The 15,959-nt window shown below is 71.9% G+C and carries 16 protein-coding genes; all 16 read right to left on the bottom strand.

What is annotated here, in order from left to right; all coding sequences use genetic code 11:
• The 16 genes from ACZ4UX_RS28900 to pgsA all read right to left on the bottom strand — a co-directional run bounded on the left by ACZ4UX_RS28900 (position 1) and on the right by pgsA (position 15,958).
• Entirely contained in the window at positions 1–2,481 is a 2,481-nt protein-coding gene (locus ACZ4UX_RS28900) for a RelA/SpoT family protein (protein ID WP_465708818.1), read from the bottom strand.
• Positions 2,482–2,620: 139 nt separating this feature from the next.
• Positions 2,621–3,172 carry an adenine phosphoribosyltransferase gene (locus ACZ4UX_RS28895; RefSeq protein ID WP_465708817.1) on the bottom strand — a complete coding sequence of 184 codons (552 nt, stop codon included), beginning with the start codon at positions 3,170–3,172 and terminating at the stop codon, positions 2,621–2,623.
• 27 nt (positions 3,173–3,199) lie between these two features.
• Positions 3,200–4,312, bottom strand: a complete 1,113-nt coding sequence (gene secF, locus ACZ4UX_RS28890; RefSeq protein WP_380386240.1) for a protein translocase subunit SecF — start codon at positions 4,310–4,312, stop codon at positions 3,200–3,202.
• 4 nt (positions 4,313–4,316) lie between these two features.
• The gene (gene secD / locus ACZ4UX_RS28885) at positions 4,317–6,119 is read right to left on the bottom strand and encodes a protein translocase subunit SecD (protein ID WP_465708816.1); all 1,803 of its coding nucleotides are present in this window, start codon (positions 6,117–6,119) and stop codon (positions 4,317–4,319) included.
• A 152-nt stretch (positions 6,120–6,271) separates the two neighbouring features.
• Entirely contained in the window at positions 6,272–6,679 is a 408-nt protein-coding gene (gene yajC, locus ACZ4UX_RS28880; RefSeq protein ID WP_329486816.1) for a preprotein translocase subunit YajC, read from the bottom strand.
• Between the two features lie 246 nt (positions 6,680–6,925).
• Positions 6,926–8,002, bottom strand: coding sequence for a Holliday junction branch migration DNA helicase RuvB (gene ruvB / locus ACZ4UX_RS28875; protein ID WP_465708815.1), 1,077 nt, complete (start codon positions 8,000–8,002; stop codon positions 6,926–6,928).
• A gap of 69 nt (positions 8,003–8,071) precedes the next feature.
• Positions 8,072–8,683: a Holliday junction branch migration protein RuvA gene (gene ruvA / locus ACZ4UX_RS28870; RefSeq protein WP_329486818.1), complete on the bottom strand. Its 612-nt coding sequence runs from the start codon at positions 8,681–8,683 to the stop codon at positions 8,072–8,074.
• Positions 8,680–9,273: a crossover junction endodeoxyribonuclease RuvC gene (ruvC, locus tag ACZ4UX_RS28865; RefSeq protein ID WP_329486819.1), complete on the bottom strand. Its 594-nt coding sequence runs from the start codon at positions 9,271–9,273 to the stop codon at positions 8,680–8,682. The genes ruvA and ruvC overlap by 4 nt, the downstream gene beginning before the upstream one ends.
• Before the next feature lie 130 nt (positions 9,274–9,403).
• Positions 9,404–10,162, bottom strand: coding sequence for a YebC/PmpR family DNA-binding transcriptional regulator (locus ACZ4UX_RS28860; protein ID WP_329486820.1), 759 nt, complete (start codon positions 10,160–10,162; stop codon positions 9,404–9,406).
• 99 nt (positions 10,163–10,261) lie between these two features.
• Positions 10,262–10,885 (bottom strand): pyridoxal 5'-phosphate synthase glutaminase subunit PdxT, encoded by a 624-nt coding sequence (gene pdxT / locus ACZ4UX_RS28855; RefSeq protein WP_329486821.1) that lies wholly within the window; start codon positions 10,883–10,885, stop codon positions 10,262–10,264.
• A gap of 96 nt (positions 10,886–10,981) precedes the next feature.
• Positions 10,982–11,893, bottom strand: a complete 912-nt coding sequence (pdxS, locus tag ACZ4UX_RS28850; RefSeq protein WP_329486822.1) for a pyridoxal 5'-phosphate synthase lyase subunit PdxS — start codon at positions 11,891–11,893, stop codon at positions 10,982–10,984.
• A gap of 155 nt (positions 11,894–12,048) precedes the next feature.
• Positions 12,049–12,594 (bottom strand): LemA family protein, encoded by a 546-nt coding sequence (locus ACZ4UX_RS28845; protein ID WP_465708814.1) that lies wholly within the window; start codon positions 12,592–12,594, stop codon positions 12,049–12,051.
• Between the two features lie 28 nt (positions 12,595–12,622).
• On the bottom strand, positions 12,623–12,997 hold the full coding sequence (locus ACZ4UX_RS28840) for a 5-carboxymethyl-2-hydroxymuconate Delta-isomerase (RefSeq protein ID WP_465708813.1): 375 nt from the start codon (positions 12,995–12,997) through the stop codon (positions 12,623–12,625).
• A 96-nt stretch (positions 12,998–13,093) separates the two neighbouring features.
• Positions 13,094–14,278, bottom strand: coding sequence for a glycosyltransferase family 4 protein (locus tag ACZ4UX_RS28835; protein WP_329486826.1), 1,185 nt, complete (start codon positions 14,276–14,278; stop codon positions 13,094–13,096).
• A gap of 40 nt (positions 14,279–14,318) precedes the next feature.
• The gene (locus ACZ4UX_RS28830; protein WP_359808764.1) at positions 14,319–15,311 is read right to left on the bottom strand and encodes a phosphatidylinositol mannoside acyltransferase; all 993 of its coding nucleotides are present in this window, start codon (positions 15,309–15,311) and stop codon (positions 14,319–14,321) included.
• Positions 15,311–15,958 carry a phosphatidylinositol phosphate synthase gene (gene pgsA, locus ACZ4UX_RS28825; protein WP_352293275.1) on the bottom strand — a complete coding sequence of 216 codons (648 nt, stop codon included), beginning with the start codon at positions 15,956–15,958 and terminating at the stop codon, positions 15,311–15,313. The genes ACZ4UX_RS28830 and pgsA overlap by 1 nt, the downstream gene beginning before the upstream one ends.
• Between the last annotated feature and the right edge of the window lies 1 nt (position 15,959).

Genomic DNA, 15,959 nt, shown 5'->3' with positions numbered 1-15,959 from the left:
CTACTTGCGGGCCGAGGTGACCCGGTAGACGTCGTAGACGCCCTCCACGCCGCGGACCGCCTTCAGGACGTGGCCGAGGTGCTTCGGGTCGCCCATCTCGAAGGTGAAGCGGCTCATCGCCACCCGGTCGCGGGAGGTCTGCACCGCCGCCGACAGGATGTTGACGTGCTGGTCGGAGAGGACCCGGGTGACGTCCGAGAGCAGCCGGGAGCGGTCCAGCGCCTCGACCTGGATGGCCACCAGGAAGACGGACGACTGGGTGGCCGCCCACTCGACCTCGATCATCCGCTCGGGCTGCTGGCTGAGCGCCTCCACGTTGACGCAGTCGGCGCGGTGCACCGAGACGCCGTTGCCGCGGGTGACGAAGCCGACGATCGGGTCGCCCGGCACCGGGGTGCAGCAGCGCGACAGCTTGACCCAGACGTCCTCGACGCCCTTGACGATGACGCCCGGATCGCCCTTGGCCCGGCGGCGCGCCGCCCGGCGGTTGTCGTGCGTCGGCGTGGCCGTCTCGGCCAGGTCCTCGGTGGCACCTTCCTCGCCGCCGAGCGCCTGCACCAGCTTCTGCACGATGTTCTGCGCGGCGACGTGGCCCTCGCCGATCGCCGCGTACAGCGAGGAGATGTCCGGGTAGCGCATCTCGTGGGCCAGGGTGACCAGCGAGTCGCCGGTCAGGATCCGCTGGATCGGCAGGCCCTGCTTGCGCATCGCCCGGGCGATGGCCTCCTTGCCGTGCTCGATCGCCTCCTCGCGGCGCTCCTTGGAGAACCAGGCGCGGATCTTGTTGCGGGCGCGCGGGGACTTGACGAAGCCCAGCCAGTCCCGGGAGGGGCCGGCGTTCTCCGCCTTGGAGGTGAAGACCTCGACGCTGTCGCCGTTCTCCAGGGTCGACTCCAGCGGCACCAGCCGCCCGTTGACCCGCGCCCCTATGCAGCGGTACCCGACCTCGGTGTGGACGGCGAAGGCGAAGTCCACCGGGGTGGCGCCGGCCGGCAGCGCTATCACGTCGCCCTTGGGCGTGAAGACGAAGACCTCGTTGTTGGAGAGGTCGAAGCGCAGCGACTCCAGGAACTCGCTCGGGTCCTCGGTCTCCTTCTGCCAGTCCAGCAGCTGCCGCAGCCAGGCCATCTCGTTGACGGCGCCGGCCTTGTCGTCCTTGCGGGTCTGGGTGGGGGTGTCGGTGCGGACCTTGGAGGCGCCGGCCACCGCGCGCTGCTTGTACTTCCAGTGCGCGGCGATGCCGTACTCGGCCCGGCGGTGCATGTCGAAGGTGCGGATCTGCAGCTCGACCGGCTTGCCCCCGGGACCGATCACCGTGGTGTGCAGCGACTGGTACATGTTGAACTTGGGCATCGCGATGTAGTCCTTGAACCGCCCCGGCACCGGGTTCCACCGCGCGTGGATGGTGCCCAGCGCCGCGTAGCAGTCGCGGACGGTGTCGACCAGGACCCGGATGCCCACCAGGTCGTAGATCTCGGCGAAGTCCCGGCCCCGGACGATCATCTTCTGGTAGACCGAGTAGTAGTGCTTCGGCCGGCCGGTGACGGACGCGGTGATCCGGGCGCCGCGCAGGTCGCCCTGGACCTGGTCGATGACGGTGGCGAGGTACTCGTCCCGCTTGGGGGCGCGTTCGGCGACCAGGCGCACGATCTCGTCGTACATCTTGGGGTAGAGGATCGCGAAGGCGAGGTCCTCCAGCTCCCACTTGATGGTGTTCATGCCCAGCCGGTGCGCCAGCGGGGCGTAGATCTCCAGCGTCTCGCGGGCCTTCTTCTCCTGCTTCTCCCGCTTGAGGTAGCGCATGGTGCGCATGTTGTGCAGCCGGTCCGCGAGCTTGATCACCAGGACGCGCGGGTCCTTGGCCATCGCGACGACCATCTTGCGGACGGTCTCGGCCTGCGCGGCCTCGCCGAACTTCACCCGGTCCAGCTTGGTGACGCCGTCGACCAGCAGGGCCACCGAGTCGCCGAAGTCCTTGCGCAGGGTCTCCAGGCCGTAGTCGGTGTCCTCGACGGTGTCGTGCAGCAGGCCGGCCATCAGGGTCGCGGCGTCCATGCCCAGCTCGGCCAGGATGGTCGCCACCGCCAGCGGGTGGGTGATGTACGGGTCGCCGCTCTTGCGCTTCTGCCCGCGGTGCCACTTCTCCGCGACGGCGTACGCCTTCTCGATGTCCCGCAGCAGGGCCGGGTCGGCCTTGGGGTCGTTGGCCCGGATCGAGCGGAACAGCGGCTCCAGCACGGGGTTGAGCACGCTGGAGCGCTGGCCGCCGAGGCGGGCCAGCCGGGCGCGCATGCCCCCGGAGGAGGACGGACGGCTCGCGGGAGCCACCGGGCGGGAGGAGGTCGGCGCCGGGCGTGCCGGGGTGGCCCCCGAGGGCGTGGGACGGTTTTCGGGGGCGGCCGCTTCGGCCGTGGGCACAACCTCGTCGGGCAAGGACACTCCTCGGGGCACCGGGCCGGCCCCTCGTGCGGCTCGCACCATCACGCACAACCGGGAGGGGATGAACCTTCATGGTACCGAGCCCGGCGCTCCCGTGTTCAGCCGGTCGGCCCCGGACACGCGGAGGGCGGCGGTCGGATGATCCGACCGCCGCCCTCCGTCCGTTCGTCGGACGCTTCCCTCAGACCGTGACCAGCGTCTCCAGCGGCGCGCCGCCCAGGTGCCCGGCCAGCCGCTCCCGGCCGTCCAGGAAGCCCAGCTCCATCAGCACCACGACGCCCGCCAGCTCGGCGCCGGCCTCCTTGACCAGGTCCAGCGAGGCACCGATCGTCCCGCCGGTGGCCAGCACGTCGTCCACCACCAGCACCCGCTCACCGGGTGCGAAGGCGTCGCACTGCACCTCCAGCGTCGCCGAGCCGTACTCCAGCTCGTACGAGCGCCGGAACACCTCGCCGGGCAGCTTGCCCTCCTTGCGGATCGGCACGAAGCCGAGGCCGGCCGCGAAGGCCGCCGGGGCCGCCAGCACGAAGCCGCGCGCCTCCAGGCCCACCACCTTGGTCGCACCGAGGGCCGTCGCCCGCTCCGCCAGCGCCCGGGTGAGGGCCGCGAAGGCCTCGGCGTCGGCGAGCAGCGGTGCGATGTCCTTGAACAGCACACCGGGCTTCGGGTAGTCCGGAACGTCCCGGATCCGGCTGTTCAGCAGCTCGGCCAGGGCGGTGTCGGCGGTGGTCACGGAAGAGTCCTCACGGTCGGTCGGGCGTCAGCGCTTGGTGGACGGACGGCCCTTGGCACGCGAGGTGCCGGCCGCCCGGCCGCGCTGACCGACCATACCCGCCGGCAGGTCGCCGTCGGCGATCTCCTCGCCCTCCGGAGCCTCGCCGCGCGCCTCCGCGGCGGCGTTCCTGGCCTCCGCGGCCCGCCGCTGGGCGACCCGCTTGGCCAGCGCCTTCATCTCCGGCTGCTCCTCCTTGAGCTGCGCGAGCAGCGGGGTGGCGACGCAGATCGAGGAGTAGGCACCGGCGGCGAGACCGATGAACAGGGCCAGCGAGATGTCGTTCAGCGTGCCGGCGCCCAGGAGGCCGCCACCGATGAACAGCAGCGCCGCCACCGGGAGCAGGGCGACCACCGTGGTGTTCAGCGAGCGGACCAGGGTCTGGTTGAGGCCCGCGTTGGCCGCCTCGCTGTAGGTGATCTTGTTCTGCTTGGTGAGCCCCTTCGCGTTCTCCTTCACGGTGTCGAAGACGACGACCGTGTCGTAGAGCGAGTACCCGAGGATCGTCAGGAAGCCGATCACCGTACCGGGGGTGACCTCGAAGCCCACCAGGGCGTACACCCCGATGGTGATCAGGAGGTCGTGGATGAGGGCGACCAGGGCGGCCACCGCCATCCGCCACTCGAAGGCGATCGCCAGGTAGACCGTCACCAGGACCATGAAGATGATCAGGCCGGTGAGGGCCTTGCTGGAGATCTGCTCACCCCAGCTGGGGCCGATCACCTGGGTGTCGATCTCCGCGATCGGGACGCTGAGCTCCTTGGACAGCTTGTCGGTGAAGACCGCCGAGGAGACCTGGTCCTCGGAGCTGACCTGGATGCGGATCTTCTTGCCGTCGTCCACGGACTGCACCAGCGGGTGCGAGTGGACGATCTTGTCCACCACGTCCTGCGTCTGCGAGATGGTCAGCCCCGGCTTGGCGACGGTGTAGACCGAGCCGCCCTTGAACTCGATGCCGAGTTTCAGGCCCATGGCCAGGCCGACGGCGGCGACCAGCACGATCACGCCGGAGATGCTGTACCAGAGCTTGCGGCGGCCGACGAAGTCGAAGCTGACCTCGCCCTGGTAGAGCCGGTGACCCAGATTGGAGAAGCGCGACACGGTGTCAGGCCTCCTTCACGGCGGCAGAGGAGGAGGAGCTGCGACGACGGGTGCTGCGCAGCGGCGGGCGGGCGCCCAGGCGCTTCGGGTCCAGGCCCGACCACGGGTGACCGTCGGAGAAGAACTTCCGGCGGGCCAGCAGGGTGATCAGCGGCTTGGTGAACAGGAAGATCACCACGACGTCGAGCGCGGTGGTCAGGCCCAGCGTGAACGCGAAGCCCTGCACCTTGCCGACCGAGACCAGGTAGAGCACCGCGGCGCAGAGGAAGGACACGAAGTCCGACACCAGGATGGTGCGCCGGGCGCGCGGCCAGGCCCGCTGGACCGCCGGGCGCAGCGGGGCGCCCTCGCGGACCTCGTCGCGGATGCGCTCGAAGTAGACGATGAAGGAGTCCGCGGTGATACCGATCGCGACGATCGCGCCGCAGATGGCCGGCAGGTTCAGCGCGAAGCCGATCCCCGCGCCGAGCAGGCTCATGATCGAGTAGGTCAGGATCGCCGAGACGATCAGACCCGCGATCGAGACCAGGCCGAGGCCGCGGTAGTAGACCAGCGAGTAGAGGACCACCAGCACCATGCCGATGAGGCCGGCGACCAGGCCCGCCTTCAGCTGGTCGCCGCCGAGCTGCGGCGAGACGGTGGTGACGTCGTCCGTGGTGAACTCCAGCGGCAGCGCGCCGAAGCTCAGCACGTTGGCGAGGTTCTGCGCCTCCGCCTGGCTGAAGCTGCCGGAGATCACGGCCGAGCCGCCGGGGATGGCGTTGCGCACGTACGGGTGGGAGACGACCTGCCCGTCCAGCACGATGGCGAACTGGTTGGTCGGGTCCGGCTGGGCGGCGAGCTTGCCGGTGACGTCGGTGAAGGCGTCGGTGCCCCGGCCGTTGAACTGCAGCGCGACCTGCCAGCCGGCCCCCTGCTGGGTGTCGATGGTGGCCTGCGCCTTGGAGACGTCGGCGCCCTTCACCGCGACCGGGCCGAGGGCGAGCTTGTAGAAGATCCCGCGCTCGTCCTTCTGGGTGCAGGCGACGGTCGGCTGCCCCTCGGACTTCTGCATGTTCTTGCGCTGCTCGGGCTTGGAGCAGTCGACGGCGGCGAACTCGGCGGCCAGCTCCGGCGGCACGGTGCCCGTGGTCATCGCGGCGGAGAGGTCCGGGTTGACCGGTGCGGTGGGCGCGGGAGCGCTCGGGGTCGCGGCGGCGGGCGCGCTCGGAGCGGTGCTCGCACTGCCGGTGGCGGCCGGGGTCGGGGTGGCGTCGGCGGCGAGTGCCTCACCGACGGCGCGGCCCTGCTTGGTCGCACTGGCGCTGGGGGCGCCGGCGGTCGCGGCGGGCGTGCCGGTGGCCGAGGGGGTCGCGCTCGGGGCGGCGCTGCCGCTCGCCGAGGGGGACGCGCTCGGGGCCGGGGCCTGGACACCGCTCGGGGCGAGGGCGAGGACGGGGCGGAAGTACAGCTGAGCGGTGGTGCCGACCTGGTCGACCGCGCTCTGCTTGTCACCACCCTTGGGGATGTTGACGATGATGTTCCGGTCGCCCTGGGTCTGGACCTCCGCCTCGGAGACGCCCATCCCGTTGACCCGCTGCTCGATGATCCCGGTGGCGATGTCCATGTTGGACTTGTTGATCGCCTTGGGGTCGGTCGACTTCGCGCTCAAGGTGATGCTGGTACCGCCGGCGAGGTCGATACCCAGGCGGGGCTTGGTGTGGCCCGTCCCGAACATGAGGGCGACCAGTCCGACGGTGACCACCAGGATGAGGGCCAGAGCCCGCCCCGGGTAACCGTCGCGCGGGCGCGACTTGGGTGTTGCCACCTTGCTCGTTTCTCCCTGTCCATGCCACCTCCCCTACCGGACCCCCGTCCGGCTCGTGGCGGACGGGGGCATGGCGGATCTGCGGCCCTGAGATCCTGTGGGCTCGCGGCACTACTGACTGCGCCGCGCGGCCGGGCGGGTGCCCGGCCGTACTACTTGGTCGCGGGACCAGCGCCCTCGACGTCGCCCTTGTCGGCGCTGTCCTTGGTGAGCGTCAGCGGCTTGTCCTCGACCGGCTCGACGTCGGCGTCCTCGGCCTCCGGCTCGGACAGCTCGTCCACGGCGGGGCGACCGTTGATGATCGCGTCGTACTCCTGCGGGTCCAGGACCGCCGCCACCGCGCTCTTGGTGAAGTGGGTGACCACGCCGGGCGCGATCTCCAGCTCGACGGTCTCCTCGTTGACCGCCTTCACCTGGGCGTACAGGCCGCCGATGGTGCGCACTCCCGCCCCGGGCTCCAGCGCGGTCTGCATGCTCGCCTGCTGCTGCTGGCGCTTCTTCTGCGACCGGAACATGAGCACGATCGCGATGATCGGGAGGAGAAGGATGATGAGGTTCACTGCAGCCAGGGTCCTTTACGGGCCGCCGGCCGGCGGCCTGTGTGGTAATGGTCGGCCCGTCAGGTGAGAGGGGCGGTCCGGCGGAGTCTAGGCGACCCCGAACTGATCGGACAACGCCAAGCATCGCATCCTGCCGCCGAAAGTGGCGAGCCTGCGCCTGCACAGATTCCCCGGACTTCTCCCCCGGCTTCTCCGCGCGGACCTGCTCAGGCGTCCGCGCGCCCCGATCGCCCCGGTGTCACCCGTTCAGCCCTCGTCCGGCGGGAAAAGTTCCGACTGGGCCGGTACCGCGCCCCTGGTGGTCTGAACCGGCGGGGTCAGGCCGAGGTGCTGCCAGGCGGCGGCGGTGGCGATCCGGCCGCGCGGGGTCCGGGCCAGCAGACCCTCGCGGACCAGGAACGGCTCGGCGACCTCCTCGACCGTCTCGGACTCCTCACCCACCGCGACCGCCAGGGTCGACAGGCCGACCGGTCCGCCGCCGAACAGCCGCAGCAGCGCGTCCAGCACTGCGCGGTCCAGCCGGTCCAGACCGCGGGCGTCCACCTCGTAGACGTCCAGCGCCCGGGCAGCGATCTCCGGGGTGACCACCCCGTCGTGCCGGACCTGCGCGAAGTCGCGGACCCGGCGCAGCAGCCGGTTGGCGATCCGGGGGGTGCCCCGGGAGCGGCCGGCGATCTCGGCGGCGCCGGCCGGGTCGATCTCGACGTCCAGCAGGGCGGCCGAGCGGTGCACCACCCGCTCCAGCTCGGCGGGCGCGTAGAACTCCATGTGGCCGGTGAAGCCGAACCGGTCGCGCAGCGGCGGCGGCAGCAGCCCGGCCCGGGTGGTCGCGCCGACCAGCGTGAACGGCGGCAGCTCCAGCGGGATGGCGGTGGCGCCCGGGCCCTTGCCGACGATCACGTCGACCCGGAAGTCCTCCATCGCCATGTAGAGCATCTCCTCCGCCGGCCGGGACATCCGGTGGATCTCGTCCAGGAAGAGCACCTCGCCCTCGGAGAGCGAGGAGAGGATCGCGGCCAGGTCGCCGGCGTGCTGGATGGCCGGGCCCGAGGTGATCCGGATCGGGGCGCCCAGCTCGGCCGCGATGATCATGGAAAGGGTGGTCTTGCCGAGCCCGGGCGGACCGCTGAGCAGCACGTGGTCCGGCGCGGTCCCGCGCTGCCGGGCGGCCTGCAGCACCAGGGACAGCTGCTCGCGCACCCGCTCCTGGCCGATGAACTCGTCCAGCTGCTTGGGGCGCAGCGCCGCCTCGACCGCCTGGTCCTCGCCGTCGGCGGCGGCCGTCACCAGCCGGTCGGCCGGGTCGGAGTCGTACGGGCTCATCGGTGCGGGCTCCAATGTCGACAAGGTGACAGATGGTCGGTTCGGTGGAGGGTGGCGGCCGACGCGGCGTCAGCGCGTCCGGTTCAGGGTCCGCAGCGCGGCCCTGAGCAGCGCGCCCACATCGGTGACGGCCTGCGCCTCGGCCTCGGGGGCGACGGCGGTGACCGCCTCGTCCGCCTCGCGCGGCGCGTAGCCGAGGCCGACCAGGGCGGCGTGCAGCTGCTCGCTCCACGGCGCGGGCCCCGCGGCGATCGGCTTCTGGGCCGGGACGCTGCCGTGCGGGGCGCCCAGCTTGTCCTTGTACTCCAGCAGCAGCTTGGCGGCCTTCGCCTTGCCGATACCGGGGACGGCGATCAGCGCCTTCTCGTTCCCGGCGGCGACGGCGGCGCGCAGCTCGTCCGGGCTGTGCACGCCGAGCATGGCCTGGGCCAGGCGCGGCCCGACACCGGGCGCGGCCTGGAGGATCTCGAAGACGGCCCGCTCGTCGTCGTCGGCGAAGCCGTACAGCGTGAGCGAGTCCTCCCGGACGACCAGCGAGGTGGCGAGCCGGGCCGGCTCCCCGAGGCGCAGGCCGGCCGCGGTCGCCGGGGTGCACTGGACGGCCATGCCGACGCCGCCGACCTCGACGACGACGGTGCCGCCGCTGACGGCGGCCACCGGCCCTTGGACGAAGGCGATCATCGAGCGGCTCCTCGGGGGGATCGTGCGGAGTACGGGGCCCGGGCGGCGGGCGCGGCCGCGCCGGGCGCGGTCCTGGCGGGCGCCGCCTTGGCGAGCGCCGCGGCGATCCGGTCGCTCGCGCCGCCACGCCAGATGTGGCAGATGGCCAGCGCCAGCGCGTCGGCGGCGTCGGCCGGCTTGGGCGGGGCGTCCAGTCGCAGCAGCCGCTGCACCATGGCGGTGACCTGGGCCTTGTCGGCCCGGCCGGAGCCGGTGACGGCGGCCTTCACCTCGCTGGGGGTGTGCAGGGTGACGGGGATGCCGCGCCGGGTGGCGCAGAGCATCGCGACCGCGCTGGCCTGCGCGGTGCCCATCACGGTGCGGACGTTGTGCTGGGCGAAGACCCGCTCGACCGCGACCAGGTCGGGCCGGTGCTCGTCGAGCCAGCTCTCGATGCCCTGCTCGACCAGCAGCAGCCGGGGCCCGATGTCCGCCTCGGCGGGCGTGCGCACCACCCCGACGCCGACCATCCTCAGCGGCCGGCCCGGCGCGCCGTCGACCACCCCGATCCCGCACCTGGTCAGCCCCGGGTCCACACCCAGTACCCGCACCTCGACCCCGCCTCTCCGAAACGCGCCGCTCGCCGTGGCGACCTGCGAAGGCTACCGCCAGGGTCGGACAGTCCTACCGACGACACCGGCCCGGTGGTCGTGGGACCACCGGGCCGGGGAGTGGGAACGATCACTCGGCGTCGAGCTGCGCACCAACCTCGTCGCTGATGTCGAAGTTGGCGAAGACGTTCTGCACGTCGTCGCTGTCCTCCAGGGCGTCGATCAGCTTCAGGATCTTGCGGGCGCCGTCGACGTCCAGCTCGACCTGCATGCTCGGGAGGAAGTTGGCCTCGGCCGAGTCGTAGTCGACGCCGGCGTCCACCAGCGCGGTCCGGACGGCGACCATCTTCGAGGCCTCGGAGACGATCTCGAAGGACTCGCCGAGGTCGTTGATCTCCTCGGGCTCCTGGTCGAGGACGACCTCGAACAGCTTGTCCTCGTCGACGCCGTCGGCCTTGGGGACGATCACGACGCCCTTGCGGTTGAACAGGTACGAGACCGAGCCCGGGTCGGCCATCGAACCGCCGTTGCGGGTCATCGCCACGCGCACGTCGGAGGCGGCGCGGTTGCGGTTGTCCGTGAGGCACTCGATGAGGACGGCGACACCGTTCGGGCCGTAGCCCTCGTACATGATCGTCGAGTAGTCGGCCCCGCCGGCCTCCGCGCCCGAGCCGCGCTTGACGGCGCGGTTGATGTTGTCGATCGGGACGGAGCTCTTCTTCGCCTTCTGGATGGCGTCGTACAGCGTGGGGTTGCCGGCCGGGTCGCCGCCGCCGGTGCGCGCCGCCACCTCGATGTTCTTGATCATCTTGGCGAAGAGCTTGCCGCGCTTGGCGTCGATCACGGCCTTCTTGTGCTTGGTGGTAGCCCACTTAGAGTGGCCGGACATCGCCAGCTCCTTTACGTCGCCAAAGGGAAATGAACAGGAGGGATCTTACCGGTGCCGCCGCCGGTGGGGTGCACACGGTCCGCGTGCGGCGGCGAAGCGTTACCGGGCCGCCGCCGCCAGGTGCTCCTCGACCATCCGCACGAAGTAGCCGTGCACCCGGTGGTCGCCGGTGAGCTCGGGGTGGAAGGAGGTCGCCAGCAGGTTGCCCTGGCGGACGGCGACGACGCGGCTCTCCGGACCGTCGGCGGCCGGCAGCTCGGCCAGCACCTCGACGCCCGCGCCGACGGCCTCGACCCAGGGGGCGCGGATGAACACGCCGTGCACCGGGGCGTCGTCCAGGCCGCGGAAGGCGATGCCGGACTCGAAGGACTCGTTCTGGCGGCCGAAGGCGTTGCGGCGCACGGTCATGTCGATGCCGCCGACGGTCTCCTGGTCGTCGCGGCCGTCCAGGATCTTGTCGGCCAGCATGATCATGCCCGCGCAGGTGCCGTAGACCGGCATGCCCCCGGCGACCCGCTCGCGCAGCGGGTCCATCACGCCGAACAGCAGGGCCAGCTTGGACATGGTGGTGGACTCCCCGCCGGGGATCACCAGCGCGTCGACCTCGGCCAGCTCCTCGGCACGGCGCACCGGGCGGGCGAGCGCGTCGGCCTCGGCCAGCGCGACCAGGTGCTCGCGGACATCGCCCTGCAGGGCGAGGACGCCGATGACTGGAGTGCTCACGGTCTCAAACCTCTTCGATCGTTACGTCGTGTGTACGTGGCGCGGCCCGCCGCGCGCCGAGGCGCTGCGGCGGGCCGGCGCTTGGCGCGGGGCCGACTACCAGCCGCGGTTGGCGTAGCGCTCGCTCTCGGGCAGGGTGTCGCAGTTGATGCCGACCATGGCCTCGCCCAGGTTGCGGGAGGCGTCCGCGATGATCTTCGGGTCGTCGAAGAAGGTGGTGGCCTTGACGATCGCGGCGGCACGCTTGGCCGGGTCGCCCGACTTGAAGATGCCGGAGCCGACGAAGACGCCCTCGGCACCGAGCTGGCGCATCAGCGCGGCGTCGGCCGGGGTGGCCACACCACCGGCGGAGAACAGCACGACCGGCAGCTTGCCGAGCTCGGCGACCTCCTTGACCAGCTCGTACGGAGCGCGCAGCTCCTTGGCGGCGGCGAACAGCTCGTTGTTGTCGTAGCCGCGCAGCCGGGCGATCTCGTTCTTGATCTGGCGCAGGTGGCGGACCGCCTCGACGACGTTGCCGGTGCCGGCCTCGCCCTTGGAGCGGATCATGGCCGCACCCTCGGCGATCCGGCGCAGGGCCTCGCCCAGGTTGGTGGCACCGCAGACGAACGGCGTGGTGAACGCCCACTTGTCCGAGTGGTTCACCTCGTCGGCCGGGGTCAGCACCTCGGACTCGTCGATGTAGTCCACGCCGAGCGACTGCAGGACCTGGGCCTCGACGAAGTGGCCGATCCGGGACTTCGCCATGACCGGGATCGAGACCGCGGCGATGATCTCCTCGATCATGTTCGGGTCCGACATGCGCGCGACGCCGCCGTCCTTGCGGATGTCGGCGGGCACCCGCTCCAGCGCCATGACGGCGACAGCGCCGGCGTCCTCGGCGATCTTGGCCTGCTCGGCGTTGACCACGTCCATGATCACACCGCCCTTGAGCTGCTCGGCCATGCCGCGCTTGACCCGGGCGGTACCGATCTGCGGCTGGTCTGCGGTGGTGGGGGTGGTGGACACGTGAGACCTCACTCGAAGATGAACCAGTGCTATCGCCCTATGGTAGGCGGAAGAAATGGTCTTTCCATGCGCCATCAAGTCCAGGCTGGCCGACGGGATACGACAAACAGGCCGGATCCGGGCACACCCGGTCCGGCCTGTGAGACGCCCGCTCCTCAGGCCGGAGCACCCTCCGGGGTCAGCGCCGACGGCGGGGCGTCGTCCATCTCGAAGGCCATCGGGAACGGTGCCTTGCCCGCCAGCCGGAAGTAGCGCACCAGCCGGTGTTCGCGCACCGCCCGGGCCGCACGCACCGCGTCGTTGTGGAACCGCCGCGCCATCGGCACCCGGCGCACCGCGGCCGTCAGCTCCTTGACCGCCTCGTCGCCGCCCGGCTCGGCCACCAGCACCGCGACCTGCTCCGGCTCGGCGAACACCGCCCGCAGCGCCATGCTCAACTGGCTCTCCGCCACCTCGCGCTGCTCGTCGTCGGCCTGCCGGGCCGCGTGCGCCGCGTCCAGCAGCAGCAGCGAGGCCGCCGGGTCCAGCAGCGAGGAGGCCGCCAGCTCGATCGCGACCGAGGCCCGCCGGACCAGCTGCGCGTCCAGCGCCGCCCGGGCGGCGTCGATCCGGGCGTGCAGCCGGTCCAGTCGGCCGGCCGTCCAACTCAGGTACATGCCGAACAGCACCACGGCCACGGCGGCCCAGATCCAGGTAGTCACGGGGCGCTACGCTACCGGGTGCCCGGCGTCAGCCTTCGGCGGTGGCACTCCGGTAGCCGGCGCGGTCGATGTCCTCGACGTTCACCGCGGTGAACAGCCGGGTGCCCGGCGCCGGCGCGATCCGCTCCGCCAGCAGCGCCAACACGGCGTCGCTGAGCGCCGCCTTCGCCTCCGGGGTACGGCCGGGGAAGATCTGGAACTCGACGTACACCTGGGCGTCGCCCGCGCCCTCGCCGTCCTCGACGCCCACCACGAACTCCCGCACCTCGCGGAAGACCGTCTTGCACGCCTCCGGGCTCGCGTCGATGGTCTTCACCACCAGCCGGTTGATCGCCAGGCCCAGCGCACGCCGGTCGAAGGCGCCGGACAGGCTCGGGGAGTAGTCGACGGAGATCTGCGGCATCCGGTGCCTCCAGGGTCACGATGATCGGTGGTTCAGGCAGCCCAACCCCGGACGGCCCCCGCCGATTCCCGGCCGACCGGCCCCCGGACGCCGGGGTCAGTCCCGGGCCAGCCCGAACCGCCCGCGCCGGCCGCCGCGCTCGTCCTCGCCGACCACCGCCACCGCGCCGGCCGTCACCGTCTCGTACACCGCCAGGATGTCCGCACCGACCGTCGACCAGTCGAACCGCCGCACGTGCCGGGACGCCGCCTTGCGCAGCTCCTCCAGGCGACCCGGGTCCCCCAGCAGCCGCAGTGCCGCCGCGGCCAGCGCGTCCGCGTCCTCCACCGGGAACAGCTCGCCCGCGTCCCCGCCGTCCAGCACCTGCTTGAACGCGTCCAGGTCGCTCGCCAGCACCGGGGCGCCCGCCGACATCGCCTCCACCAGGATGATCCCGAAGCTCTCGCCACCGGTGTTCGGCGCCACGTACAGGTCGACGCTGCGCAGCAGCCGGGCCTTGTCCCGGTCGCTCACCATGCCGAGGAACTCCACCTGCGCGCGGACCTCCGGCGCCAGGCCGGCGACCGCCTCCTCCTCGTCGCCCTTGCCGGCCACCAGCAGCCGCACCCCCGGCCGCTCGGCCAGGATCCGCGGCAGGGCCGCCAGCAGCGTCGGCAGGCCCTTGCGCGGCTCGTTGATCCGGCCGATGAAACCGATCGTGCCGGGCTCGCCGGACGCCGCCCCACCCGTCCAGCGCGCGTCCGGCTCCGCCTCCGCGAAGAAGCCGACGTCCACCCCGTTGGGGATCACCACCGCGTCCCCGCCCAGGTGCTCCACCAGGGTCCGCCGGGCGTACTCGCTCACCGCGATCCGCGCCCGCATCTTCTCCAGGCCGGGCTGCAGGATCGGCGAGGCCGCGATCATCGCCCGCGACCGCGGATTGGACGTGTGGAAGGTGCCGACCATCGGCCCCGACGCCGACCAGGCGGCCAGCATCGACAGGCTCGGCGAGGCCGGCTCGTGCACGTGCAGGATGTCGAACCGGCCCTCGTTCAGCCAGCGCCGGACCCTGGCCGCCGAGAGGATGCCGAAGCTCAGCCGCGCGACCGAGCCGTTGTACGGCACCGCCACCGCCCGCCCCGCCGAGACCACGTACGGCGGCAGCGCCTCGTCGTCCTCCGCGGGCGCCAGCACCGACACCTCGTGGCCGAGGCCGATCAGGTGCTCGGCCAGGTCCCGGATGTGGAACTGCACCCCGCCGGGAACGTCCCAGTCGTACGGGCAGACGATGCCGATCTTCACTGGTTCCTCGTGATCCTGTAGGTGCGGCGGGTGCGGCGGGTCAGGGCCCGGAGGCCTCGGCGGCGGGCTCGCCGGCCGGAGCGGGCCGGGCGGCGCCGGCCGGCCGCGCCGGCTCCTCCACCGCCGCGCGGACCGGCAGGTCCGCCAGCCAGAACCGCTGCAGCATGTGCCAGTCCTCGGGGTGCTCGCGGATCCCCTGCTCCCAGACGTCAGCCATGGCCTGCACCATCGCCTGGGTCTTCTCCTTGCGGTCCCCCTCCGGCGGCGGAACGATCTCGGGGTGGATCCGCGCCCGCAGCAGCGGGCCGTCGTACCAGAGCGAGACCGGCAGCAGCGCCGCCCCGGTCCGCTGGCAGAGCGCCGCCGGACCGGCCGGCATCCTGGTCGCCTCCCCGAAGAAGGACACCTCGATCCCGGCCTCCGAGAGGTCCCGGTCGCCGACCAGGCAGACCAGCTTCCCCTCCCGCAGCCGACGGGCCAGCGTACCGACGACGTTCACCCCGCCGCCGGTCAACGCGAGCACCTCCATGCCCAGGCTCTCCCGGAACGCCACGAAGCGGTCGAACAGCTTCTCGGGCTTCAGCCGCTCCGCGACCGTGGTGAACGGGTACCCCTCCAGCGCCACCCAGGCGCCCGCGAGGTCCCAGTTCCCCATGTGCGGCAAGGCGACGACCGCACCGCGGCCGGACTCCATCGCCTCCCGCAGCTGCTCGAAGCCGGCCACCTGCACATCGCGGGCCACCCGCTGCCGGCTCCACACCGGCAACCGGAAGGACTCCATCCAGTACCGCATGTACGACCGCATCCCGGCCCGCGACAACTCCCGCAGCCCGGCCTCGTCCAGCCCCGGCCGGACCCGCCGCAGGTTCGCCTCCAGCTGGAGCACCCGCTTGCCGCGCCTGCGCCAGGCGAAGTCGGCGATCCGGTCGAACAGGCCCCGCGCCACCGGCTCCGGCAGGTGCCGCAGCACCGCCCAGCCCGACGCGTAGGCCGAGTACACCAGTCGGTCCTTCACCGAAGGCCCGCCCCCCATCAGCTCCCGGCCGCCGCTCGGTCGGCCTCGAACGCCTCGCGGCGCACCGTCAGCATCCGCTGGAACACCGTGACCAGGCTGCCCGCGGCCACCAGCCACAGCGCCACCGGCAACAGCCACTCCACATAGGGCACCCCGAAGGTGTGCAGACCCGCGACGCCGGCCGCGACCAGACTGATCACCAGCCGCTCGGCCCGCTCCACCAGCCCCGACACATCACACGGCAGCCCCTGGCTCTCCGCCCGCGCCTTGGTGTACGACACCACCAGGCCGCTGGCCAGGCAGAAGATCGCCACGGCACAGAGCAGATCGTTGTCGCCCCCGCCCGCGTACCACATCGCCAGCCCGCCGAAGATCGCGGCGTCCGCGACCCGGTCCAGCGTGGAGTCCAGGAAGGCACCCCACTTGGTCGACCGGCCCAGCTGCCGCGCCATGTTCCCGTCCACCAGGTCCGAGAAGATGAACAGCGTGATCGTGATGGTGCCCCAGAAGAACTCCCCACGCGGGAAGAACACCAGCGCACCGGCGACCGAACCGGCGGTACCGATCAGCGTCACGGCGTCCGGGCTCACCCCCAGCCGGATCAGGAACGCGGCGAACGGGGTCAGGACACGTGTGAAGAAGGCACGCGCGTATTTGTTGAGCATG

The organism is Kitasatospora sp. NPDC028961, assembly GCF_055564815.1.
Note: the sequence above shows the minus strand (reverse complement) of the source record. Positions and strands in the feature narration are given on the sequence as shown.

Bases quoted from the DNA above. Each gene is read 5' to 3' on its own strand.
- ruvB (WP_465708815.1), bottom strand. From the start codon at position 8,002: ATGAGCCCGTACGACTCCGACCCGGCCGACCGGCTGGTGACGGCCGCC.
- ACZ4UX_RS28840 (WP_465708813.1), bottom strand. From the start codon at position 12,997: ATGCCGCAGATCTCCGTCGACTACTCCCCGAGCCTGTCCGGCGCCTTC.
- pgsA (WP_352293275.1), bottom strand. From the start codon at position 15,958: ATGCTCAACAAATACGCGCGTGCCTTCTTCACACGTGTCCTGACCCCG.
- ruvA (WP_329486818.1), bottom strand. From the start codon at position 8,683: ATGATCGCCTTCGTCCAAGGGCCGGTGGCCGCCGTCAGCGGCGGCACC.
- ACZ4UX_RS28830 (WP_359808764.1), bottom strand. From the start codon at position 15,311: ATGGGGGGCGGGCCTTCGGTGAAGGACCGACTGGTGTACTCGGCCTAC.
- ACZ4UX_RS28860 (WP_329486820.1), bottom strand. From the start codon at position 10,162: ATGTCCGGCCACTCTAAGTGGGCTACCACCAAGCACAAGAAGGCCGTG.
- ACZ4UX_RS28900 (WP_465708818.1), bottom strand. From the start codon at position 2,481: ATGGTGCGAGCCGCACGAGGGGCCGGCCCGGTGCCCCGAGGAGTGTCC.